A 19,220-nucleotide genomic window follows, 5' to 3' on the forward strand; every position below is an offset into this window, starting at 1 on the left:
ACTGCCGGAAGGCGTTGAAATGGTAATGCCAGGTGACAACATTCAGATGACTGTCACTCTGATCAAGACCATCGCAATGGAAGACGGTCTGCGCTTCGCCATCCGTGAAGGCGGTCGTACCGTCGGCGCCGGCGTCGTAGCAAAAATCATCGAGTAATCACTCGACCGATTGAAAAAGCCCCCGCTCAGCGGGGGCTTTTTTTATTGGGTTGACACTAAATGGGGGCGTCTATAGAATCACGCCTCCTTTTAGCGGGCGTAGTGCGTCCGTTGGGAACAGCCTGGAGTCTGAAATCCAATGCAAAATCAGCAAATCCGTATCAGGTTGAAGGCTTTCGACCATCGCCTGATCGACCAATCCACCCAGGAAATCGTGGAAACCGCGAAACGTACTGGTGCACAAGTGCGTGGTCCAATTCCACTGCCTACTCGCAAAGAGCGTTTCACCGTTCTGGTCTCCCCGCACGTCAACAAAGACGCGCGTGACCAGTACGAGATTCGCACTCATAAGCGCGTTCTGGACATCGTCCAGCCGACGGATAAAACCGTTGATGCGCTGATGAAGCTTGATCTTGCGGCAGGTGTGGAAGTGCAGATCAGCCTCGGCTAAGACTTCGGTCCTAGTCGTGTAACGCTCTGAAATGGGCGGCCATAGCGGGTGAAAGCCCCGTACACTCATGAGGTTTACAACATGACTATTGGTGTAGTCGGTCGCAAATGCGGTATGACCCGCGTTTTCACCGAAGAAGGTGTCTCCATTCCGGTCACGGTCATTGAGATCGAGCCGAATCGCGTCACCCAGTTCAAAACTGAAGAATCCGATGGCTACCGTGCAGTGCAAGTCACTGTCGGCGAGCGTCGTGCTTCGCGCGTGACTGCCGCTCAGGCAGGTCACTTCGCCAAGGCTAACGTTGCCGCTGGTCGCGGTGTCTGGGAGTTCCGTCTTGAAGAAGGCGATTTCCAGGCTGGCGATCTGATCAAAGCTGAACTCTTCACTGCAGGCCAGCTGGTAGACGTAACCGGTCAGTCCAAAGGTAAAGGCTTCGCCGGTACCATCAAGCGTTGGAACTTCCGTGGTCAGGACAACACCCACGGTAACTCCGTATCGCACCGTGTCCCTGGCTCCATCGGCCAGTGCCAGACTCCTGGTCGTGTATTCAAGGGCAAGAAGATGTCCGGTCACATGGGCGCCGAGCGCGTGACTGTTCAGTCCCTGGAAGTAGTACGCGTAGACGCTGAACGCAACCTCCTGCTGATCAAGGGTGCCGTTCCAGGCGCTACTGGCGGCGACGTGGTTGTGCGTCCAGCTGTCAAGGCTCGCGGTTAAGGGGAAACTGACATGCAACTTAATGTAAATGACGCTCAGGCGATCGAAGTTTCCGAACTGACTTTCGGTGGCGAATTCAACGAGACGCTGGTACACCAAGCAGTCGTGGCCTACATGGCCGGCGGCCGTCAGGGCACCAAGCAGCAAAAGACCCGTTCCGACGTGGCCGGTGGCGGTAAGCGCCCATGGCGTCAGAAGGGTACTGGCCGTGCTCGTGCCGGTACCACTCGTGGTCCGATCTGGCGTGGCGGTGGTGTCACCTTCGCAGCTCGCCCTCAAGATCACTCGCAGAAGCTCAACAAGAAGATGTACCGCGCAGCTCTGCGCTCCATCCTCTCCGAGCTGGTGCGTAGCGATCGTCTGGTCGTGGTTCAGGACTTCGCTGTCGAAGCGCCGAAAACCAAAGACTTGCTGAACAAGCTGAACGGCATGGGCCTGAACGATGTTCTGATCGTTTCGGACGCAGTTGATCAGAATCTGTACCTGGCTGCTCGTAACCTGCCGCACGTCGACGTACGTGACGTACAAGGTTCCGACCCGGTAAGCCTGATCGCCTACGAGAAAGTGTTGATCACTGTCTCCGCCGTGAAGAAATTCGAGGAGCTGCTGGGATGAACCAGGAACGCGTATTCAAAGTCCTCCTTGGCCCGCACGTTTCCGAGAAGGCTACCGTTCTGGCTGAGAAAAAAGGCCAGTTCGTATTCAAGGTTGCTACCGATGCAACCAAGCTGGAAATCAAGAAAGCTGTCGAAGGCCTGTTCAACGTAAAAGTTGAAAACGTGTCGACTGTCAACGTGATGGGTAAAACCAAGCGTACCGCACGTGGTCTGGGCAAGCGCAATGACTGGAAGAAGGCGATCGTATCCCTTCAGCCAGGCCAAGATCTCGATTTCAGCAGCAGTGCTGAGTAAGGAAGGGGTGCATCATGGCAATCGTTAAATGCAAACCGACTTCCCCTGGCCGCCGTTTCGTGGTCAAGGTGGTCAACAAGGAGCTGCACAAAGGCGCTCCTCACGCACCGCTGCTCGAGAAGAAATCGAAGTCTGGTGGTCGTAACAACAATGGCCGCATTACTACCCGTCATGTGGGTGGTGGTCACAAGCAGCACTACCGTCTGGTCGACTTCCGTCGCAACGACAAAGATGGCATCCCTGCCACTGTCGAGCGCGTCGAATATGACCCGAACCGTACTGCTCACATCGCACTGCTGTGCTACGCAGACGGCGAGCGTCGCTACATCATCGCCCCTAAAGGCGTGAGCGCTGGCGACCAGCTGATCGCAGGTGCACTGGCCCCAATCAAGGCTGGTAACTCCCTGCAGCTGCGCAACATCCCAGTAGGTAGCACCATTCACGGCATCGAGCTGAAGCCGGGTAAAGGTGCACAGATCGCTCGTTCCGCTGGCGCTTCGGCTCAGCTGATCGCTCGTGAAGGTGCCTATGTGACTCTGCGTCTGCGCTCCGGTGAGATGCGCAAAGTACTGGCTGAATGCCGTGCGACCCTGGGTGAAGTCTCGAACTCCGAGCACAGCCTGCGTTCGCTGGGTAAAGCAGGTGCTAAACGCTGGCGCGGCGTTCGCCCAACCGTTCGTGGTGTTGCCATGAACCCGGTTGACCACCCACATGGTGGTGGTGAAGGTCGTACCTCCGGTGGTCGTCATCCGGTATCGCCATGGGGCTTCCCAACCAAGGGTGCGAAGACCCGCGGTAATAAGCGTACCGACAACATGATCGTCCGTCGTCGCAAGTAACTAGAGGGATACGACAGTGCCACGTTCTCTGAAAAAAGGTCCTTTTATCGATCTTCACCTGCTGAAGAAGATCGAAGTGGCGGTGGAAAAGAACGATCGCAAGCCGGTGAAAACCTGGTCGCGCCGTTCGATGATCCTGCCACAAATGGTCGGTCTGACCATCGCGGTACACAACGGTCGCCAACACGTCCCCGTTCTCGTGAACGAAGACATGGTCGGCCACAAACTGGGCGAGTTCGCCGGTACCCGCACCTATCGCGGGCACGTGGCTGACAAGAAAGCCAAGCGTTAAGGGGTAAGGAAATGGAAGTAGCCGCTAAGTTGTCGGGCGCTCGAATCTCCGCCCAGAAAGCCCGCTTGGTCGCCGACCAGATCCGCGGGAAGAAGGTGGGCGAAGCGCTCAACCTGTTGGCCTTCAGCAGCAAAAAAGCCGCTGAAATCATGAAGAAAGTCCTCGAGTCGGCCGTTGCCAACGCCGAACACAACGAAGGCGCAGACGTTGATGACCTGAAGGTCTCCACCGTTTTCGTCAACGAAGGGCGTTCGCTTAAGCGTATCATGCCGCGTGCCAAAGGCCGCGCTGATCGCATCGTCAAGCGGTCTTGCCATATCACTGTCAAGGTTGCGGACAAGTAACGGAGTCGATCAGATGGGTCAGAAAGTACATCCCACTGGCATTCGCCTGGGAATCGTCAAGGAGCACACCTCCGTCTGGTACGCAGACGGTGCTACTTACGCAGATTACCTGTTGAAGGATCTGAAAACGCGTGAGTACCTCCAAGACAAACTAAAAAGCGCGTCCGTAAGCCGTATCGATATTCATCGTCCGGCTCAAACTGCACGCATCACCATTCACACTGCTCGTCCCGGTATCGTTATCGGCAAGAAAGGTGAGGATGTCGAGAAGCTGCGTCAGGACCTGACCAAGCAGATGGGTGTGCCTGTGCACATCAACATCGAAGAGATCCGCAAGCCGGAGCTCGACGCCATGCTGGTTGCTCAAAGCGTTGCCCAGCAGCTGGAGCGCCGCGTTATGTTCCGTCGCGCCATGAAGCGCGCAGTACAGAACGCCATGCGTATTGGTGCCAAGGGCATCAAGATCCAGGTGAGCGGTCGTCTCGGCGGTGCCGAGATCGCCCGTACTGAGTGGTATCGGGAAGGTCGTGTGCCACTGCACACCCTGCGTGCCGATATCGACTACAACACCTACGAAGCTCACACCACCTACGGTGTGATCGGTGTGAAGGTTTGGATCTTCAAAGGCGAAGTGATTGGTGGTCGCCAGGAAGAGCTGAAGCCGCAAGCACCAGCGCCTCGTAAAAAAGCTGCTAAGTAAGGGGTACGCCAAATGTTGCAACCAAAGCGTACAAAATTCCGCAAGCAGATGACTGGCCACAACCGTGGTCTGGCACTGCGCGGTAGCAAGGTCAGCTTCGGCGAGTTCGCCCTGAAAGCTGTTGCTCGCGGTCGCCTCACCGCCCGTCAGATCGAGTCGGCACGTCGTGCACTGACCCGTCACGTTAAGCGTGGCGGCAAGATCTGGATCCGCGTCTTCCCGGACAAGCCAGTTACCAAGAAGCCTCTTGAAGTGCGGATGGGTAAAGGTAAGGGTTCCGTGGAGTACTGGGTTGCCCAGATCCAGCCAGGCAAAGTCCTGTACGAGATCGAGGGTGTTTCTGAAGAGCTGGCGCGCGAAGCTTTCGCTCTGGCCGCTGCAAAGCTGCCTCTCGCCACCTCCTTTGTTAAGCGGACGGTGATGTGATGAAAGCGAATGAACTTCGTGAAAAATCGGCACAGCAACTGAACGAGCAACTGCTCGGCTTGCTGCGCGACCAGTTCAATCTGCGTATGCAGAAAGCAACTGGCCAGTTGGGGCAGTCGCACCTGCTCTCGCAAGTTAAGCGTGACATCGCTCGCGTGAAAACTGTGCTCAACCAGCAGGCAGGTAAGTGATCATGGCTGAAGCTGAAAAAACCGTCCGTACGCTGACTGGCCGTGTCGTCAGCGACAAAATGGACAAGACCATCACCGTTCTGATCGAGCGTCGCGTCAAGCACCCGATCTACGGTAAATACGTTAAGCGTTCGACTAAGCTGCACGCGCACGACGAAACCAACCAGTGCAAAATCGGCGACAAGGTTTCCATCACCGAAACCCGTCCGCTGGCCAAGACCAAGTCCTGGGCACTGGTTGAAGTCCTCGAACGCGCTGTTGAAGTCTAAGGGCTAGGGGTCGGAGAAATTTTATGATTCAGACTCAATCCATGCTCGATGTGGCCGATAACAGCGGCGCTCGTCGCGTCATGTGCATCAAGGTGCTCGGCGGTTCGCACCGCCGTTACGCTGGCATCGGTGACATCATCAAAGTAACCGTCAAGGAAGCGATTCCTCGCGGTAAGGTCAAAAAAGGCCAGGTGATGACCGCTGTTGTCGTCCGTACCCGTCACGGTGTACGTCGCGCTGACGGTTCCATCATTCGTTTCGACGGCAACGCTGCTGTTCTGCTGAACAACAAGCAAGAGCCGATCGGTACTCGCATCTTCGGGCCAGTGACCCGTGAGCTTCGTAACGAGAAGTTCATGAAGATCGTCTCGCTCGCCCCTGAAGTGCTGTAAGGAGATCCGACATGCAAAAGATTCGTCGTGACGACGAGATCATCGTGATCGCCGGCAAAGACAAGGGCAAGCGCGGTAAGGTGCTGAAGGTGCTCGCTGACGACCGTCTGGTCGTTGGTGGTGTCAACCTGGTCAAGCGTCATACCAAGCCGAACCCGATGGCAGGCGTTCAGGGCGGTATCGTCGAGAAAGAAGCGCCTCTGCACGCTTCCAACGTGGCCATCTTCAATGGCGAAACCAACAAGGCTGACCGTGTTGGTTTCAAAGTAGAAGACGGTAAGAAAATTCGTGTCTTCAAGTCGACCCAAAAAGCGGTTGATGCTTGAACACTGCTAGGTAGAAGACCATGGCACGACTGAAAGAGATTTACCGGAACGAAATCGCTCCCAAGCTTAAGGAAGAACTTAAGCTGTCGAACGTAATGGAAGTTCCGCGCGTTACCAAGATCACCCTGAACATGGGTCTGGGCGAAGCGATCGGTGACAAGAAAGTCATCGAGCACGCTGTTGCCGATCTCGAAAAGATCACCGGCCAAAAGCCGGTCGTGACCTTCGCTCGTAAATCCATCGCGGGCTTCAAAGTCCGTGAGGGCTGGCCGATCGGTGTCAAGGTGACCCTGCGTCGCGAAAAAATGTACGAGTTCCTGGACCGCCTGCTGGCGATCTCCCTGCCTCGGGTTCGCGACTTCCGCGGCCTGAATGCCAAGTCCTTCGACGGTCGTGGCAACTACAGCATGGGCGTGAAAGAGCAGATCATCTTCCCGGAAATCGACTACGACAAGATCGATGCTCTGCGCGGTTTGGACATCACCCTGACCACCACTGCTCGTTCGGACGACGAAGGCCGCGCTCTGCTGCGTGCTTTCAAGTTCCCGTTCCGCAACTGATTGGAGTAGGAAAATGGCCAAGAAGAGCATGAAAAACCGCGAGCTGAAGCGTCAGCTCACGGTAGCCAAGTACGCAAAAAAGCGTGCCGAGCTGAAAGCGACCATCGTCAACCTGAACGCCTCTCCTGAAGAGCGTTTCGCTGCCGTTGTCGCGCTGCAGAAGCAACCGCGTGATGCCAGCGCCGCACGTCTGCGCAACCGTTGCCGCCTGACCGGTCGTCCTCACGGTGTTTACCGTAAGTTCGGCCTGGGCCGTAACATGCTGCGCCAGGCTGCAATGCGCGGCGACGTACCAGGTCTGGTCAAGGCCAGCTGGTAAGTGCTGCTGGTGTGATCTCCGGTGGAAGGAGAGAAATCTCCGACCACCGGTGGCCTCGCCAACGAACAAGCCCCTTCATGGGGCTTGTTTCGTTTCTGTCTTGTGTCTAGAATGACCGGCTCACCTGGGCCTGGGTATTTTGCCCTGCCTGCTTAGGTGGTTGTGATAGCCGCAAGGCTAATAATTCTTGTATCAGGAGCATCTAGCCCATGAGTATGCAGGACCCGTTAGCGGACATGCTAACTCGCATCCGTAATGCCCAGATGGCTGAAAAGTCCGTCGTAAGCATGCCTTCCTCCACCCTGAAGGTCGCGGTTGCCAAAGTTCTGAAAGATGAAGGTTACATCGCCGGCTACCAGGTAACTGGTGAGGCCAAGCCTTCCCTGTCGATCGAACTGAAGTACTTCGAAGGCCGTCCGGTCATCGAGGAACTGAAGCGCTCCAGCCGTCCAGGCCTGCGCCAGTACAAGTCCGTCACCGATCTGCCGAAAGTACGTGGCGGTCTGGGCGTGTCTATCGTCTCCACCAACAAAGGTGTGATGACTGATCGCGCTGCGCGCGCTGCCGGTGTCGGTGGCGAAGTTCTGTGCACAGTGTTCTAAGGGGAGATAGGCATGTCTCGCGTTGCTAAGAACCCCGTTAAGCTGCCCGCCGGTGTCGAAGTCAAATTCGCCGGCCAGCAGCTTTCGGTGAAGGGTGCCAAGGGCACTCTCGAACTGAACGTTCACTCGTCTGTTGAAGTTACCGAAGAGTCCGGCGAACTGCGCTTCGTCGCTCGCAACGGTGACCAGCAAGCTCGCGCCATGGCCGGTACCACCCGTGCTCTGGTGAACAACATGGTCCAGGGCGTAAGCCAAGGCTTCGAGCGCAAGCTCCAGCTGGTCGGTGTTGGTTACAAGGCACAGGCCAAGGGCACTGTCCTGAACCTGGCTCTGGGCTTCTCGCATCCAGTGGACTACGAACTGCCAGCCGGTATCACCGCAGAAACCCCAAGCCAGACCGACATCCTGATCAAGGGTATCGACAAGCAGCTGGTGGGTCAGGTGGCCGCTGAAATCCGCGACTTCCGTCCGCCAGAGCCTTACAAAGGCAAGGGTGTGCGTTACGCGGACGAAGTAGTCCGTCGTAAAGAAGCCAAGAAGAAGTAGGGCCTAGCAAATGACCGACAAAAAAGTTACTCGACTGCGTCGCGCTCGCAAAGCACGCCTGAAAATGCACGAGCTCGAAGCCGTGCGTCTGTGCGTGTTCCGCTCCTCGCAGCACATCTATGCCCAGGTCATTTCGGCCGACGGCAGCAAGGTTCTGGCAAGCGCCTCGACCTTGGACAAAGACCTGCGTGATGGCGCCACCGGCAACATCGACGCGGCCACTAAGGTTGGCAAGCTGGTTGCTGAGCGTGCGAAAGCCGCCGGTGTATCTCAAGTTGCCTTTGACCGTTCCGGCTTCAAGTACCATGGCCGCGTCAAAGCGCTGGCCGATGCTGCTCGTGAAGGCGGGCTGGAGTTCTAAGTTATGGCAAATAACGATCAAAAGCGCGACGAAGGCTACATCGAGAAGCTGGTTCAAGTTAACCGCGTTGCTAAAACCGTCAAAGGCGGCCGTATCTTCACCTTCACCGCGTTGACCGTGGTAGGTGATGGTAAAGGTCGCGTCGGCTTCGGCCGTGGCAAGTCGCGCGAAGTACCTGCTGCGATTCAGAAAGCCATGGAAGCTGCACGTCGCAACATGATCCAGGTCGACCTGAAGGGCACTACCCTGCAGTACGCCACCAAGGCTGCCCACGGCGCCTCGAAGGTTTACATGCAGCCTGCTTCGGAAGGTACCGGTATCATCGCCGGCGGCGCAATGCGTGCTGTCCTGGAAGTTGCTGGTGTCCAGAACGTTCTGGCCAAGTGCTACGGTTCGACCAACCCAGTGAACGTGGTCTACGCCACCTTCAAGGGTCTGAAAGCCATGCAATCTCCTGAATCCATTGCTGCCAAGCGCGGCAAGAGCGTCGAGGAGATCTTCTGATCATGGCAACCGTAAAAGTAACGCTGATCAAGAGCACCGCTGGCCGTCTGCCTAACCACATTCTGTGCGTTAAAGGCCTGGGTCTGCGTCGCATCGGTCACACTGTAGAAGTCCAGGATACTCCCGAGAATCGCGGGATGATCAACAAGGCTTACTACATGCTGCGCGTCGAGGGTTAATCGATGAAACTCAATGATCTGAGTCCAGCGCCGGGTTCCCGTCGCGAGAAGCATCGTCCGGGTCGTGGTATCGGTAGCGGTTTGGGCAAGACTGGTGGCCGCGGCCACAAAGGTCAGACCTCCCGTTCCGGTGGCACCATCGCTCCGGGCTTCGAAGGCGGTCAACAACCGCTGCACCGTCGTCTGCCGAAGTTCGGCTTCGTCTCCCTGAAGGCTATGGATCGCGCCGAAGTGCGTCTGTCCGAGCTGGCCAAGGTGGAAGGTGACGTGGTTACCGTACAGTCCCTGAAGGACGCCAACGTGATTGGCCAGAACGTTCAGCGTGTGAAAATCATGCTGTCGGGCGAAGTCACTCGCGCTGTCACCATCAAGGGCATCGCAGCCACCAAAGGTGCGCGTGCGGCTATCGAAGCAGCTGGCGGCAAGTTCGAGGAATAAATGGCTAAGCAAGGTGCTCTCTCTTCGCTCGGTAAGGGCGGGATGTCGGAACTCTGGGCTCGTCTGCGCTTTCTGTTCATGGCGATCATCGTCTACCGGATCGGCGCGCACATCCCGGTGCCCGGCATCAATCCAGACCGTCTGGCGGATCTGTTTCGGCAGAATGAGGGGACCATTCTTAGCTTGTTCAACATGTTTTCCGGTGGTGCGCTGGAGCGCATGAGTATTTTCGCATTGGGGATCATGCCGTACATTTCGGCATCGATCATCATGCAGCTCATGACCGCGGTCAGCCCACAACTGGAGCAGTTGAAGAAGGAAGGTGAAGCTGGCCGTCGCAAGATCAGCCAGTACACCCGCTACGGCACCGTTATCCTGGCGCTGGTTCAAGCCATTGGCATGTCCATTGGCCTGGCCAACCAGGGCGTGGCGTTTTCTGTAGGCTTGGGCTTCCATGTCGTTGCCGTCTCCACTTTCGTGGCCGGCGCAATGTTCATGATGTGGCTCGGCGAGCAGATCACCGAGCGCGGTGTAGGCAACGGTATCTCGATGTTGATTTTCGCAGGTATCGTTGCCGGTCTTCCGAGAGCAATCGGGCAGTCTTTCGAGTCTGCGCGCACAGGCGATATCAATATTTTCGCCCTGGTCGCTATCGGTTTGCTTGCAGTAGCGATCATCGGTTTCGTGGTGTTCATCGAGCGTGGTCAGCGTCGTATCGCCGTTCACTACGCCAAGCGTCAGCAGGGCCGCAAGGTCTTCGCCGCGCAGACCAGCCACTTGCCGTTGAAGGTAAACATGGCGGGCGTCATTCCCGCCATTTTTGCCAGCAGCATCCTGCTGTTCCCGGCTTCGTTGGGTGCCTGGTTCGGTCAGTCTGAAGGTATGGGCTGGCTGCAGGACATCTCGCAGTCGATCGCTCCTGGTCAGCCGTTGAACATTCTGCTGTTTAGTGCAGGGATCATCTTCTTCTGCTTCTTCTATACAGCGTTGATGTTCAACCCGAAAGACGTAGCGGAAAACCTGAAGAAGTCCGGTGCCTTTATTCCGGGTATCCGTCCTGGTGAGCAATCGGCGCGCTACATTGATGGCGTTCTGACTCGTCTGACCATGTTCGGTGCTCTTTACATGATGGCCGTCTGCCTTCTGCCCCAGTTCCTGGTGGTGGCTGCAAACGTGCCGTTCTACCTTGGCGGGACCTCGTTGCTGATTGTGGTGGTGGTTGTGATGGACTTCATGTCCCAAGTACAATCGCACCTCGTTTCGCACCAGTACGAATCCCTGATGAAGAAAGCCAACCTGAAAGGCTACGGTGGCAGCGGTCTGCTGCGCTGATAGACCCCCTAAGGTTCGAGGAGTCGGTAATGAAAGTTCGTGCATCGGTGAAAAAGCTGTGCCGCAACTGCAAGATCATTCGTCGCGAAGGTATCGTGCGCGTGATCTGCAGCGCGGAACCGCGTCACAAGCAGCGCCAAGGCTGAGTGTGATCTGCGCTTCAAACCCAGCAGCTAGTGCGCTGCTGGGTTGATTATTCGTTTCTACAGCGATATTATCTCGCGCCCTATTTCTTGGCTTCCGGGGCGTAGGTAGCTGTCAATTGGAGTCCCACTGAATGGCCCGTATTGCAGGCGTCAACATTCCAGATAACAAGCATACTGTTATCTCGCTGACCTACATCTATGGTGTCGGTCGCACTACTGCACAGAAAATCTGTGCAGACGCTGGTGTAAATCCAGCCGCTAAGATCAAGGATCTGAGCGACGAGCAAATCGAAACCCTGCGTGGCGAAGTTGCGAAGTTCACCACCGAAGGTGACCTGCGTCGTGACATCAACATGAAGATCAAGCGCTTGATGGACCTGGGTTGCTATCGCGGCCTGCGCCATCGTAAAGGTCTGCCGGTTCGCGGTCAGCGCACCAAGACCAACGCACGCACCCGTAAGGGCCCGCGTAAGCCGATCCGCAAGTAATCGCCCAGGAATATAGACATGGCAAAACCTGCTGCTCGTCCTCGTAAGAAAGTCAAAAAGACAGTGGTTGATGGCATCGCCCACATCCACGCTTCTTTCAACAACACCATCGTGACCATCACCGATCGTCAGGGCAACGCATTGTCCTGGGCGACTTCCGGTGGTTCGGGTTTCCGTGGTTCGCGCAAATCCACCCCGTTCGCAGCTCAGATCGCTGCTGAGCGTGCTGGTCAAGCTGCGCTGGAATACGGTCTGAAGAACCTCGACGTGAACGTCAAGGGTCCAGGTCCAGGTCGTGAGTCCGCCGTTCGTGCATTGAACAGCTGCGGCTACAAGATCGCCAGCATCACCGACGTGACGCCTATCCCGCATAACGGGTGCCGTCCGCCGAAGAAGCGTCGCGTGTAATCAGGAGACAGAAGAATGGCACGTTACATTGGTCCAAAATGCAAACTGTCTCGTCGTGAAGGCACCGATCTGTTCCTGAAGAGCGGCGTTCGCGCTCTGGAATCGAAGTGCAACATCGAAGCAGCCCCAGGTATCCACGGCCAGCGCCGTGGCCGTCAGTCCGACTACGGTACCCAGCTGCGCGAGAAACAAAAAGTCCGTCGTATCTACGGTGTTCTGGAGCGTCAGTTCCGCGGTTACTACCAAGCTGCTGCCTCGAAAAAAGGCGCAACCGGTGAGAACCTGCTGCAACTGCTCGAGTGCCGTCTGGATAACGTCGTCTACCGTATGGGCTTCGGCTCGACTCGTTCCGAGTCCCGTCAGCTGGTTTCGCACAAAGCGATCAGCGTCAACGGTAAGACCGTAAACATTCCATCCTACCAAGTTCGTCCGGGTGACGTGGTCGCAGTTCGCGAGAAGTCGCTGAACCAGCTGCGCATTGTTCAGGCCCTTGAACTGTGCTCTCAGCGTGGCCGCGTTGAGTGGGTAGACGTTGATTCCGCTAAAAAGTCGGGCGTTTTCAAGAACGTTCCTGCTCGCAGCGACCTGTCCGCCGACATCAACGAAAACCTGATTGTCGAGCTCTACTCCAAGTAAGGGCTAGAAAATAGGTGCATCCATGCAGATTTCGGTAAATGAGTTCCTGACGCCCCGTCACATCGACGTTCAGGTGGTCAGTCCAACCCGCGCCAAGATCACGCTCGAGCCTCTCGAGCGTGGTTTCGGCCATACCCTGGGCAACGCGCTGCGCCGCATCCTGTTGTCCTCCATGCCTGGCTGTGCAGTAGTCGAGGCCGAGATCGATGGCGTACTCCATGAGTACTCCGCGATCGAAGGTGTACAGGAAGACGTCATTGAAATCCTGTTGAACCTCAAAGGTCTGGCTATCAAGCTGCACGGTCGTGACGAAGTTACGCTGACCTTGTCGAAAAAGGGTTCGGGGGTGGTTACCGCTGCCGATATTCAGCTGGATCACGATGTCGAGATCGTCAACCCCGATCACGTAATCGCGAACCTGGCGTCCAACGGCGCCCTGAACATGAAGCTCACCGTAGCTCGTGGTCGTGGTTACGAGCCGGCCGACTCCCGTCAAACCGACGAAGATGAAAGCCGCAGCATTGGCCGTCTTCAGCTGGACGCTTCGTTCAGCCCGGTGCGTCGTATCGCCTACGTGGTCGAGAACGCCCGTGTTGAACAGCGTACCAACCTGGACAAGCTGGTCATCGATCTGGAAACCAACGGCACCCTGGATCCTGAAGAGGCCATCCGTCGGGCCGCGACCATCCTGCAACAGCAGCTGGCCGCGTTCGTCGACCTCAAAGGTGACAGCGAGCCGGTCGTGGTCGAGCAGGAAGACGAGATCGATCCGATCCTGCTGCGCCCGGTTGACGACCTGGAACTGACTGTACGTTCGGCCAACTGCCTCAAGGCGGAGAACATCTACTACATCGGCGACCTGATTCAGCGTACCGAAGTAGAGCTGTTGAAGACTCCTAACCTGGGCAAGAAGTCCCTGACCGAAATCAAGGACGTCCTGGCCTCTCGTGGTCTGTCTCTCGGCATGCGCCTCGACAACTGGCCGCCTGCAAGTCTTAAGAAAGACGACAAGGCGACTGCCTGATCGTCGTAATCACCGAACGTAGTGTTTGGTAAGGAATGAATCATGCGTCATCGTAAAAGTGGACGTCACCTGAGCCGTACCAGCTCTCACCGCAAGGCTATGTTCCAGAACATGGCAGTGTCGTTGATCGAGCACGAGCTGATCAAAACCACCCTGCCGAAAGCCAAGGAACTGCGCCGCGTTGCCGAGCCGCTGATCACCCTGGCCAAGGAAGACAGCGTTGCCAATCGTCGTCTGGCCTTCGACCGTACCCGTTCGAAGTCTGCCGTTGGCAAACTGTTCAACGATCTGGGCAAGCGCTACGCCACCCGTCAGGGCGGCTACCTGCGTATCCTGAAGTGCGGTTTCCGCGCTGGCGACAACGCGCCTATGGCGTACGTCGAGCTGGTTGATCGTCCAGTCGGTGGTGCTGTAGAAGCTGCCGAGTAAGACGTTCCGTCTGCTACAGAGAACCGGGCCTAGTGCCCGGTTTTTTGTATTCGAATAAATTGTAAAAATCTATCGAACATAAAATATCAATGCATTAGATCTTTGTATCTGTGCTCGCCATACTGCTCCCAAAGCCGATCAAGCCGACATTTGCGTCTGATAAGGAGAGCCCATGAGCAAGATCCTCACCACCGCCAGCGGTGCACCCGTTGCCGACAACCAGAATTCCCGCTCCGCCGGTCCGCGCGGTCCATTGCTGCTTGACGATTTCCACCTGATCGAAAAGCTTGCCCATTTCAACCGCGAAAACATCCCTGAGCGCCGTGTGCATGCAAAAGGCTCGGGTGCCTATGGCACCTTCACCGTGACTCGCGATGTCACTGAGTACACCAATGCTCGGCTTTTCGATGGCATCGGCAAGCAGACCGAAACCTTCGTGCGGTTCTCTACCGTAGGTGGCGAGCGCGGCTCTGCCGACACCGAACGCGATCCACGTGGCTTCGCCGTCAAGTTCTATACCGAAGAGGGCAACTGGGACATCGTGGGTAACAACACGCCCGTGTTCTTCATTCGCGATCCACTCAAGTTCCCCGACTTCATCCACACGCAGAAGCGCAACCCTCAGACCAACCTGAAAAGTGCGCAGATGATGTGGGACTTCTGGTCGCATTCGCCTGAGGCGCTGCACCAGGTCACCATCCTGTTCTCTGATCGTGGCATTCCGGATGGCTACCGCCACATGCACGGCTTCGGCAGCCACACCTACAGCCTGATAAACGCCGAGGGACAGCGCACCTGGGTCAAATGGCACTTCAAGACGCAGCAGGGCATCAAGAACCTGACGCCGGCCGATGCTGCGCGTATCGCAGGTACTGACCCTGACTACGCCCAGCGTGACTTGTTCGAGGCCATCGAGCAGGGCAACTATCCGCGTTGGACAGTATGCATTCAGGTCATGAGCGAGGAGGAGGCTGCCAACCGAGCCGAAAACCCGTTCGACGTCACCAAGACCTGGTCGCAGAAAGAATATCCACTGATCGAAGTTGGCGTGCTTGAGCTCAACCGCAATCCGCTCAACTACTTCGCCGAAGTCGAGCAGGCTGCATTCGGGCCGAGCAACATGGTGCCGGGCGTGGGCTTGTCGCCCGATCGTATGCTGCAGGGTCGCGTGTTCGCTTACGCTGACGCCCATCGTTACCGCGTCGGTACCAATCACCAACACTTGCCGGTGAATGCGCCGCGCTGCGCGGTAAACAGCTATCAGCGCGACGGTGCCATGAGCATGGGTAGCTATGGCAGTGCTCCTAACTACGAGCCAAACAGCTTCGCCGACGCGCCCAAGCAGTCCCCGCGCCACGCGGAACCCGCCTTGGCGCTCAATGGCGCAGCCGATCGTCACGATCATCGTGAGGACGACGACTACTACAGCCATGCCGGTGCACTGTTCCGGTTGATGAGTCCTGATCAACAAGCGCTGTTGATCGACAACATCGCAGGCACTATGGCGGGTGTGACGGAAGAAGTGGTTCGACGCCAGTTGCAGCACTTCCATAAAGCCGATCCGGCTTATGGTGGCGGGGTTGCCAAAGCGCTGGGCATCAATCTGTTCTGAGTCGAAGTGATAAGGAGAACCGCCCGCATTTGGGCGGTTTTTCAATGAAAATCACTACTGTTTGTCGAGTTTTTTCGCATAAATTGCGCGGTATCGAGTGACCTTGGGAGAATCATGGTTCACACTATGAGCCTATCAAGCGTTATTCAGGAGTATCAGGGCGATGCAAGGTCACCCGGACGTCATCGATTACCTCAACACGTTGCTCACGGGCGAACTGGCGGCACGCGATCAGTATTTCATCCACTCGCGCATGTACGAAGACTGGGGCCTTTCGAAGCTCTACGAGCGTATCAATCACGAGATGGAAGAAGAGGCGCAGCACGCCGATGCTCTGATGCGTCGTATCCTCATGCTTGAAGGCACGCCGCGCATGCGGCCGGACGACCTCGATATCGGCACCACAGTGCCTGAGATGATCGCCGCCGACTTGCGCCTGGAGTACAAAGTGCGTGCTGCCCTGTGCAAGGGCATCGAGTTGTGCGAGTCGCACAAGGATTACATCAGCCGTGACATCCTGCGCGCGCAGTTGGCTGATACCGAGGAAGATCACACGTACTGGCTGGAAAAGCAGCAGGGGTTGATCAAATCCATCGGGCTGCAGAACTACCTGCAATCGCAGATGTGACACCAGCAGGGCTGTTTAGCCCTCTCGGCACATGAGGCCGCACTTACAAGACTGTGCAGATCATCGGATCTGCACAATTTTATAGGCGCGGCCTTTTGCGTTATGCCCGGTCCCGTTCCAATAGCGGTTTCAGATAGTGGCCGGTGTAGGATTGCTTCATCTTGCTGAGCTCTTCCGGTGTGCCGCAGGCGATGATCTGCCCGCCGCGTGAGCCCCCTTCTGGACCCAGGTCCACCAGCCAGTCCGCGGTTTTGATCACATCCAGGTTGTGCTCGATCACCACCACGGTGTTGCCGTGGTCGCGCAAACGGTGAAGGACGTCCAGGAGTTGCTGGATATCGGCAAAGTGCAAGCCTGTAGTGGGCTCGTCAAGGATGTACAGGGTCTTGCCCGTATCGCGCTTGGACAGCTCGCGCGACAGTTTCACTCGCTGCGCTTCACCGCCCGACAACGTCGTCGCCGATTGTCCCAGCTTGATATAAGACAAACCCACATCCATCAGCGTCTGCAGTTTGCGCGCCAGTGCCGGAACCGCATCGAAGAACTCGCGGGCGTCCTCGATGGTCATTTCCAGCACTTCGTGGATGTTCTTGCCCTTGTACTTGACCTCCAGCGTTTCGCGGTTGTAGCGCTTGCTCTTGCACACATCGCACGGCACGTAGATATCTGGCAGGAAGTGCATCTCCACTTTGATCAGGCCATCGCCCTGGCACGCCTCGCAGCGTCCGCCCTTGACGTTGAAAGAAAACCGTCCTGGACCGTAGCCGCGTGAGCGTGACTCTGGCACGCCCGCGAAGAGCTCGCGAATCGGCGTGAAAATGCCGGTGTAAGTCGCCGGGTTGGAGCGTGGGGTACGACCGATTGGGCTCTGGTCGATGTCGACCACTTTGTCCAGGTGCTGCAGGCCGTCAATGCTGCCGTGGGCGGCCGGCTCCAGGCTGCTGGCACCGTTCAGGGCGGTGGCGGCCAGGGGGAACAGGGTGTTGTTGATCAGTGTCGATTTCCCTGACCCCGAAACCCCGGTGACGCACGTCAGCAAGCCAATGGGGACTTCCAGATCGACATTCTGCAGGTTGTTGCCGCGCGCGCCTTTCAGCTTGAGTTGCAGCTTCTTGTTGCGGGGTGTGCGCTTGGCCGGGACGACGATCTTCTTGCGACCGGACAGGTACATGCCGGTCACCGAGTCTGGATGGGCCATGACCTCGTCCGGCGTACCTTCGGCGACGATCTGCCCGCCATGCACACCAGCGCCTGGGCCAATGTCCACGACATAGTCGGCCAGGCGAATGGCGTCCTCATCGTGCTCCACCACGATCACCGTGTTGCCCAGGTCGCGCAGGTGGTTGAGGGTGGCCAGCAGGCGATCGTTGTCACGCTGGTGCAGGCCGATCGATGGCTCGTCGAGGATGTACATGACCCCCACCAGGCCCGCACCGATCTGGCTGGCCAGGCGGATGCGCTGCGCTTCGCCCCCGGAGAGCGTTTCGGCGCTGCGGTCGAGGGTGAGGTAGTCCAGGCCCACGTTGACCAGAAACTGCAGCCGCTCGCAGATTTCCTTCAAGATCTTCGCCGCGATCTCGCCACGTCGGCCGGTCAGGGTTAGCGCAGCGAAGTATTCGCTGGCGTCGCCGATCGGCAGGTTGGTGACCGCCGGCAGCGTCTTCTCACCGACCCAGACATGCCGTGCCTCGCGGCGCAAGCGAGTGCCGCGGCAGTCTGGACAGGGCTGGGTGCCGAGGAACTTGGCCAGTTCCTCGCGGACGGTGGCCGACTCGGTTTCGCGGTAGCGCCGCTCCAGATTCGGCACGATGCCTTCGAAGGGGTGCGAGCGTTTGACGATGTCGCCGCGGTCGTTGAGGTACTTGAAGTCGACGCTGTGCTTGCCACTGCCCTGCAGGATGACCTTCTGGTGCTCGGCCGCCAGTTCGCCGAAAGGCTGGTCGAGACTGAAGCCATAGTGCGCGGCCAATGAGCCGAGCATCTGGAAGTAATACACATTGCGCCGGTCCCAGCCGCGGATCGCGCCTTCGGCCAGGGTCAGCTCGGCGTTGACCAGGCGCTTGGTGTCGAAGAACTGCTTGACCCCCAGGCCGTCGCAGGTCGGACAGGCACCGGCCGGGTTGTTGAAGGAAAACAACTTGGGTTCCAGCTCGCTGATCGCATGGCCGCACACGGGGCAGGCGAAGCGCGCCGAGAAGATCATGTCTTCACCGCTGTCGTCGTCCATCGGCGCCACCAGGGCGATGCCGTCGGCCAGTTTCAAGGCCGTCTCGAACGACTCGGCCAGACGCTGCTGCAGGTCTTCGCGGACTTTGAAGCGGTCGACCACCACGTCGATGCTGTGCTTTTTCTGCTTGTCGAGCTTAGGCAGTTCATCCAGCTCGTAGAGCTTGCCGTTGACCCGGGCGCGGACGAAGCCTTGGGCGCGCATCTCGTCGAACACCGCCAAGTGCTCGCCCTTGCGCTCGCGCACCACCGGTGCCAGCAGCATCAGCTTGCTGCCCTCGGGTTGTTCCAGCACCAGGTCGACCATCTGGCTGACGGTCTGCGCCTCCAGCGGGATGTCGTGATCCGGGCAGCGCGGTGTGCCCACGCGCGCGTACAGCAGGCGCAGGTAGTCGTAGATTTCGGTGATGGTGCCCACGGTCGAGCGCGGGTTGTGCGATGTGGACTTCTGCTCGATGGAAATCGCCGGCGACAAGCCTTCGATGGTGTCGACGTCGGGCTTTTCCATCATCGACAGGAACTGTCGGGCATAGGCCGACAGCGACTCCACGTAGCGACGTTGGCCCTCGGCGTAGAGGGTGTCGAAGGCCAGGGAAGACTTGCCGGAACCGGACAGACCGGTGATGACGATCAGTTTGTCCCGTGGCAGGGTCAGGTCGATGTTCTTCAGGTTGTGGGTGCGTGCCCCACGGATCAGGATCGTGTCCAAAGCAGCCTCGCTCGGCGGGCGTAAACGAAGAAGTATACGGCGCGCTGCCACTACGC

Annotated in this window: 31 protein-coding genes and 1 pseudogene; 31 read left to right on the forward strand and 1 reads right to left on the reverse strand. The window is 57.6% G+C overall.

The genetic code is table 11. The features are described 5' to 3' along the window. From Q7C30_RS07550 to bfr, 31 genes and pseudogenes are all read left to right on the forward strand, one after another. Window positions 1-157, forward strand: a pseudogene (locus tag Q7C30_RS07550) (elongation factor Tu); the annotation flags it as partial. 141 nt (window positions 158-298) lie between these two features. Continuing rightward, complete coding sequence (rpsJ, locus tag Q7C30_RS07555; protein ID WP_003186070.1) at window positions 299-610, forward strand: 30S ribosomal protein S10; 312 nt, start codon at window positions 299-301, stop codon at window positions 608-610. 81 nt (window positions 611-691) lie between these two features. After that, window positions 692-1,327: a 50S ribosomal protein L3 gene (gene rplC / locus Q7C30_RS07560; protein ID WP_039581041.1), complete on the forward strand. Its 636-nt coding sequence runs from the start codon at window positions 692-694 to the stop codon at window positions 1,325-1,327. A 12-nt stretch (window positions 1,328-1,339) separates the two neighbouring features. After that, entirely contained in the window at window positions 1,340-1,942 is a 603-nt protein-coding gene (rplD, locus tag Q7C30_RS07565; RefSeq protein ID WP_009397517.1) for a 50S ribosomal protein L4, read from the forward strand. Next, window positions 1,939-2,238, forward strand: a complete 300-nt coding sequence (gene rplW, locus Q7C30_RS07570; protein ID WP_029614574.1) for a 50S ribosomal protein L23 — start codon at window positions 1,939-1,941, stop codon at window positions 2,236-2,238. The genes rplD and rplW overlap by 4 nt, the downstream gene beginning before the upstream one ends. Before the next feature lie 14 nt (window positions 2,239-2,252). Continuing rightward, entirely contained in the window at window positions 2,253-3,077 is an 825-nt protein-coding gene (rplB, locus tag Q7C30_RS07575; RefSeq protein ID WP_029614573.1) for a 50S ribosomal protein L2, read from the forward strand. A 16-nt stretch (window positions 3,078-3,093) separates the two neighbouring features. Beyond that, the gene (rpsS, locus tag Q7C30_RS07580; RefSeq protein ID WP_010486981.1) at window positions 3,094-3,369 is read left to right on the forward strand and encodes a 30S ribosomal protein S19; all 276 of its coding nucleotides are present in this window, start codon (window positions 3,094-3,096) and stop codon (window positions 3,367-3,369) included. Window positions 3,370-3,380: 11 nt separating this feature from the next. Beyond that, a complete protein-coding gene (gene rplV, locus Q7C30_RS07585; protein ID WP_003103908.1) occupies window positions 3,381-3,713 on the forward strand; it encodes a 50S ribosomal protein L22 in 333 nt (110 codons plus the stop codon). Window positions 3,714-3,726: 13 nt separating this feature from the next. After that, a complete protein-coding gene (gene rpsC, locus Q7C30_RS07590; RefSeq protein WP_003255481.1) occupies window positions 3,727-4,413 on the forward strand; it encodes a 30S ribosomal protein S3 in 687 nt (228 codons plus the stop codon). Between the two features lie 12 nt (window positions 4,414-4,425). Next, on the forward strand, window positions 4,426-4,839 hold the full coding sequence (rplP, locus tag Q7C30_RS07595) for a 50S ribosomal protein L16 (RefSeq protein WP_009397508.1): 414 nt from the start codon (window positions 4,426-4,428) through the stop codon (window positions 4,837-4,839). Further along, a complete protein-coding gene (gene rpmC / locus Q7C30_RS07600; RefSeq protein WP_002555481.1) occupies window positions 4,839-5,030 on the forward strand; it encodes a 50S ribosomal protein L29 in 192 nt (63 codons plus the stop codon). Before rplP ends, rpmC begins: the two co-directional genes overlap by 1 nt. Before the next feature lie 2 nt (window positions 5,031-5,032). Continuing rightward, a complete protein-coding gene (gene rpsQ / locus Q7C30_RS07605) occupies window positions 5,033-5,299 on the forward strand; it encodes a 30S ribosomal protein S17 (protein ID WP_023534981.1) in 267 nt (88 codons plus the stop codon). Window positions 5,300-5,322: 23 nt separating this feature from the next. Continuing rightward, window positions 5,323-5,691, forward strand: a complete 369-nt coding sequence (gene rplN / locus Q7C30_RS07610; RefSeq protein ID WP_011063774.1) for a 50S ribosomal protein L14 — start codon at window positions 5,323-5,325, stop codon at window positions 5,689-5,691. An 11-nt stretch (window positions 5,692-5,702) separates the two neighbouring features. Continuing rightward, on the forward strand, window positions 5,703-6,017 hold the full coding sequence (gene rplX, locus Q7C30_RS07615) for a 50S ribosomal protein L24 (protein ID WP_016715319.1): 315 nt from the start codon (window positions 5,703-5,705) through the stop codon (window positions 6,015-6,017). A 20-nt stretch (window positions 6,018-6,037) separates the two neighbouring features. Beyond that, window positions 6,038-6,577: a 50S ribosomal protein L5 gene (rplE, locus tag Q7C30_RS07620; protein WP_012316517.1), complete on the forward strand. Its 540-nt coding sequence runs from the start codon at window positions 6,038-6,040 to the stop codon at window positions 6,575-6,577. A gap of 13 nt (window positions 6,578-6,590) precedes the next feature. Further along, complete coding sequence (gene rpsN / locus Q7C30_RS07625) at window positions 6,591-6,896, forward strand: 30S ribosomal protein S14 (RefSeq protein ID WP_009397499.1); 306 nt, start codon at window positions 6,591-6,593, stop codon at window positions 6,894-6,896. Window positions 6,897-7,105: 209 nt separating this feature from the next. Next, the gene (gene rpsH / locus Q7C30_RS07630) at window positions 7,106-7,498 is read left to right on the forward strand and encodes a 30S ribosomal protein S8 (protein ID WP_008089805.1); all 393 of its coding nucleotides are present in this window, start codon (window positions 7,106-7,108) and stop codon (window positions 7,496-7,498) included. A 12-nt stretch (window positions 7,499-7,510) separates the two neighbouring features. Beyond that, window positions 7,511-8,044 carry a 50S ribosomal protein L6 gene (gene rplF, locus Q7C30_RS07635; RefSeq protein WP_009681972.1) on the forward strand — a complete coding sequence of 178 codons (534 nt, stop codon included), beginning with the start codon at window positions 7,511-7,513 and terminating at the stop codon, window positions 8,042-8,044. A 10-nt stretch (window positions 8,045-8,054) separates the two neighbouring features. Then, window positions 8,055-8,405 carry a 50S ribosomal protein L18 gene (gene rplR / locus Q7C30_RS07640; RefSeq protein ID WP_029614571.1) on the forward strand — a complete coding sequence of 117 codons (351 nt, stop codon included), beginning with the start codon at window positions 8,055-8,057 and terminating at the stop codon, window positions 8,403-8,405. Between the two features lie 3 nt (window positions 8,406-8,408). Next, on the forward strand, window positions 8,409-8,909 hold the full coding sequence (rpsE, locus tag Q7C30_RS07645; protein ID WP_003255465.1) for a 30S ribosomal protein S5: 501 nt from the start codon (window positions 8,409-8,411) through the stop codon (window positions 8,907-8,909). 2 nt (window positions 8,910-8,911) lie between these two features. After that, window positions 8,912-9,088: a 50S ribosomal protein L30 gene (gene rpmD / locus Q7C30_RS07650; protein WP_029614570.1), complete on the forward strand. Its 177-nt coding sequence runs from the start codon at window positions 8,912-8,914 to the stop codon at window positions 9,086-9,088. 3 nt (window positions 9,089-9,091) lie between these two features. Further along, on the forward strand, window positions 9,092-9,526 hold the full coding sequence (rplO, locus tag Q7C30_RS07655; RefSeq protein ID WP_039580851.1) for a 50S ribosomal protein L15: 435 nt from the start codon (window positions 9,092-9,094) through the stop codon (window positions 9,524-9,526). Beyond that, window positions 9,527-10,858 carry a preprotein translocase subunit SecY gene (secY, locus tag Q7C30_RS07660; protein WP_003257108.1) on the forward strand — a complete coding sequence of 444 codons (1,332 nt, stop codon included), beginning with the start codon at window positions 9,527-9,529 and terminating at the stop codon, window positions 10,856-10,858. It abuts the gene before it with no gap. 29 nt (window positions 10,859-10,887) lie between these two features. Beyond that, window positions 10,888-11,004 carry a 50S ribosomal protein L36 gene (rpmJ, locus tag Q7C30_RS07665; RefSeq protein ID WP_011531897.1) on the forward strand — a complete coding sequence of 39 codons (117 nt, stop codon included), beginning with the start codon at window positions 10,888-10,890 and terminating at the stop codon, window positions 11,002-11,004. A 131-nt stretch (window positions 11,005-11,135) separates the two neighbouring features. After that, window positions 11,136-11,492, forward strand: coding sequence for a 30S ribosomal protein S13 (rpsM, locus tag Q7C30_RS07670; protein WP_003255457.1), 357 nt, complete (start codon window positions 11,136-11,138; stop codon window positions 11,490-11,492). A gap of 18 nt (window positions 11,493-11,510) precedes the next feature. Then, entirely contained in the window at window positions 11,511-11,900 is a 390-nt protein-coding gene (gene rpsK / locus Q7C30_RS07675; protein ID WP_003255454.1) for a 30S ribosomal protein S11, read from the forward strand. A gap of 15 nt (window positions 11,901-11,915) precedes the next feature. After that, a complete protein-coding gene (gene rpsD, locus Q7C30_RS07680) occupies window positions 11,916-12,536 on the forward strand; it encodes a 30S ribosomal protein S4 (RefSeq protein WP_029614568.1) in 621 nt (206 codons plus the stop codon). A gap of 22 nt (window positions 12,537-12,558) precedes the next feature. Next, window positions 12,559-13,560, forward strand: coding sequence for a DNA-directed RNA polymerase subunit alpha (gene rpoA, locus Q7C30_RS07685; protein WP_003255452.1), 1,002 nt, complete (start codon window positions 12,559-12,561; stop codon window positions 13,558-13,560). Between the two features lie 42 nt (window positions 13,561-13,602). Next, window positions 13,603-13,989, forward strand: a complete 387-nt coding sequence (gene rplQ, locus Q7C30_RS07690) for a 50S ribosomal protein L17 (RefSeq protein ID WP_003255451.1) — start codon at window positions 13,603-13,605, stop codon at window positions 13,987-13,989. Between the two features lie 172 nt (window positions 13,990-14,161). Next, window positions 14,162-15,601: a catalase gene (locus Q7C30_RS07695; RefSeq protein WP_317871167.1), complete on the forward strand. Its 1,440-nt coding sequence runs from the start codon at window positions 14,162-14,164 to the stop codon at window positions 15,599-15,601. 163 nt (window positions 15,602-15,764) lie between these two features. Beyond that, complete coding sequence (bfr, locus tag Q7C30_RS07700) at window positions 15,765-16,229, forward strand: bacterioferritin (RefSeq protein WP_039580802.1); 465 nt, start codon at window positions 15,765-15,767, stop codon at window positions 16,227-16,229. A 100-nt stretch (window positions 16,230-16,329) separates the two neighbouring features. Here bfr and uvrA read toward each other — a convergent pair whose 3' ends face one another. After that, the gene (gene uvrA / locus Q7C30_RS07705) at window positions 16,330-19,164 is read right to left on the reverse strand and encodes an excinuclease ABC subunit UvrA (RefSeq protein ID WP_317871168.1); all 2,835 of its coding nucleotides are present in this window, start codon (window positions 19,162-19,164) and stop codon (window positions 16,330-16,332) included. Window positions 19,165-19,220 lie beyond the last annotated feature (56 nt).

The organism is Pseudomonas sp. RAC1, from assembly GCF_030658255.1.
Classification (GTDB): domain Bacteria; phylum Pseudomonadota; class Gammaproteobacteria; order Pseudomonadales; family Pseudomonadaceae; genus Aquipseudomonas; species Aquipseudomonas boreofloridensis.

What these genes read in the sequence shown, in the direction of transcription:
- rplB (WP_029614573.1), top strand. Translation starts at nt 2,253, where the DNA reads ATGGCAATCGTTAAATGCAAACCGACTTCCCCTGGCCGCCGTTTCGTG.
- rplV (WP_003103908.1), top strand. Translation starts at nt 3,381, where the DNA reads ATGGAAGTAGCCGCTAAGTTGTCGGGCGCTCGAATCTCCGCCCAGAAA.
- rplC (WP_039581041.1), top strand. Translation starts at nt 692, where the DNA reads ATGACTATTGGTGTAGTCGGTCGCAAATGCGGTATGACCCGCGTTTTC.
- rplW (WP_029614574.1), top strand. Translation starts at nt 1,939, where the DNA reads ATGAACCAGGAACGCGTATTCAAAGTCCTCCTTGGCCCGCACGTTTCC.
- rplE (WP_012316517.1), top strand. Translation starts at nt 6,038, where the DNA reads ATGGCACGACTGAAAGAGATTTACCGGAACGAAATCGCTCCCAAGCTT.
- Q7C30_RS07695 (WP_317871167.1), top strand. Translation starts at nt 14,162, where the DNA reads ATGAGCAAGATCCTCACCACCGCCAGCGGTGCACCCGTTGCCGACAAC.
- rplN (WP_011063774.1), top strand. Translation starts at nt 5,323, where the DNA reads ATGATTCAGACTCAATCCATGCTCGATGTGGCCGATAACAGCGGCGCT.
- rpmC (WP_002555481.1), top strand. Translation starts at nt 4,839, where the DNA reads ATGAAAGCGAATGAACTTCGTGAAAAATCGGCACAGCAACTGAACGAG.
- rpsN (WP_009397499.1), top strand. Translation starts at nt 6,591, where the DNA reads ATGGCCAAGAAGAGCATGAAAAACCGCGAGCTGAAGCGTCAGCTCACG.
- rpsH (WP_008089805.1), top strand. Translation starts at nt 7,106, where the DNA reads ATGAGTATGCAGGACCCGTTAGCGGACATGCTAACTCGCATCCGTAAT.
- rplX (WP_016715319.1), top strand. Translation starts at nt 5,703, where the DNA reads ATGCAAAAGATTCGTCGTGACGACGAGATCATCGTGATCGCCGGCAAA.
- bfr (WP_039580802.1), top strand. Translation starts at nt 15,765, where the DNA reads ATGCAAGGTCACCCGGACGTCATCGATTACCTCAACACGTTGCTCACG.
- rpoA (WP_003255452.1), top strand. Translation starts at nt 12,559, where the DNA reads ATGCAGATTTCGGTAAATGAGTTCCTGACGCCCCGTCACATCGACGTT.
- secY (WP_003257108.1), top strand. Translation starts at nt 9,527, where the DNA reads ATGGCTAAGCAAGGTGCTCTCTCTTCGCTCGGTAAGGGCGGGATGTCG.
- rplR (WP_029614571.1), top strand. Translation starts at nt 8,055, where the DNA reads ATGACCGACAAAAAAGTTACTCGACTGCGTCGCGCTCGCAAAGCACGC.
- rpsK (WP_003255454.1), top strand. Translation starts at nt 11,511, where the DNA reads ATGGCAAAACCTGCTGCTCGTCCTCGTAAGAAAGTCAAAAAGACAGTG.
- rpsQ (WP_023534981.1), top strand. Translation starts at nt 5,033, where the DNA reads ATGGCTGAAGCTGAAAAAACCGTCCGTACGCTGACTGGCCGTGTCGTC.
- rpsJ (WP_003186070.1), top strand. Translation starts at nt 299, where the DNA reads ATGCAAAATCAGCAAATCCGTATCAGGTTGAAGGCTTTCGACCATCGC.
- rpmJ (WP_011531897.1), top strand. Translation starts at nt 10,888, where the DNA reads ATGAAAGTTCGTGCATCGGTGAAAAAGCTGTGCCGCAACTGCAAGATC.
- rpmD (WP_029614570.1), top strand. Translation starts at nt 8,912, where the DNA reads ATGGCAACCGTAAAAGTAACGCTGATCAAGAGCACCGCTGGCCGTCTG.
- rplD (WP_009397517.1), top strand. Translation starts at nt 1,340, where the DNA reads ATGCAACTTAATGTAAATGACGCTCAGGCGATCGAAGTTTCCGAACTG.
- rplP (WP_009397508.1), top strand. Translation starts at nt 4,426, where the DNA reads ATGTTGCAACCAAAGCGTACAAAATTCCGCAAGCAGATGACTGGCCAC.
- rplO (WP_039580851.1), top strand. Translation starts at nt 9,092, where the DNA reads ATGAAACTCAATGATCTGAGTCCAGCGCCGGGTTCCCGTCGCGAGAAG.
- rpsM (WP_003255457.1), top strand. Translation starts at nt 11,136, where the DNA reads ATGGCCCGTATTGCAGGCGTCAACATTCCAGATAACAAGCATACTGTT.
- rplF (WP_009681972.1), top strand. Translation starts at nt 7,511, where the DNA reads ATGTCTCGCGTTGCTAAGAACCCCGTTAAGCTGCCCGCCGGTGTCGAA.
- rpsD (WP_029614568.1), top strand. Translation starts at nt 11,916, where the DNA reads ATGGCACGTTACATTGGTCCAAAATGCAAACTGTCTCGTCGTGAAGGC.
- rpsE (WP_003255465.1), top strand. Translation starts at nt 8,409, where the DNA reads ATGGCAAATAACGATCAAAAGCGCGACGAAGGCTACATCGAGAAGCTG.
- rpsC (WP_003255481.1), top strand. Translation starts at nt 3,727, where the DNA reads ATGGGTCAGAAAGTACATCCCACTGGCATTCGCCTGGGAATCGTCAAG.
- rplQ (WP_003255451.1), top strand. Translation starts at nt 13,603, where the DNA reads ATGCGTCATCGTAAAAGTGGACGTCACCTGAGCCGTACCAGCTCTCAC.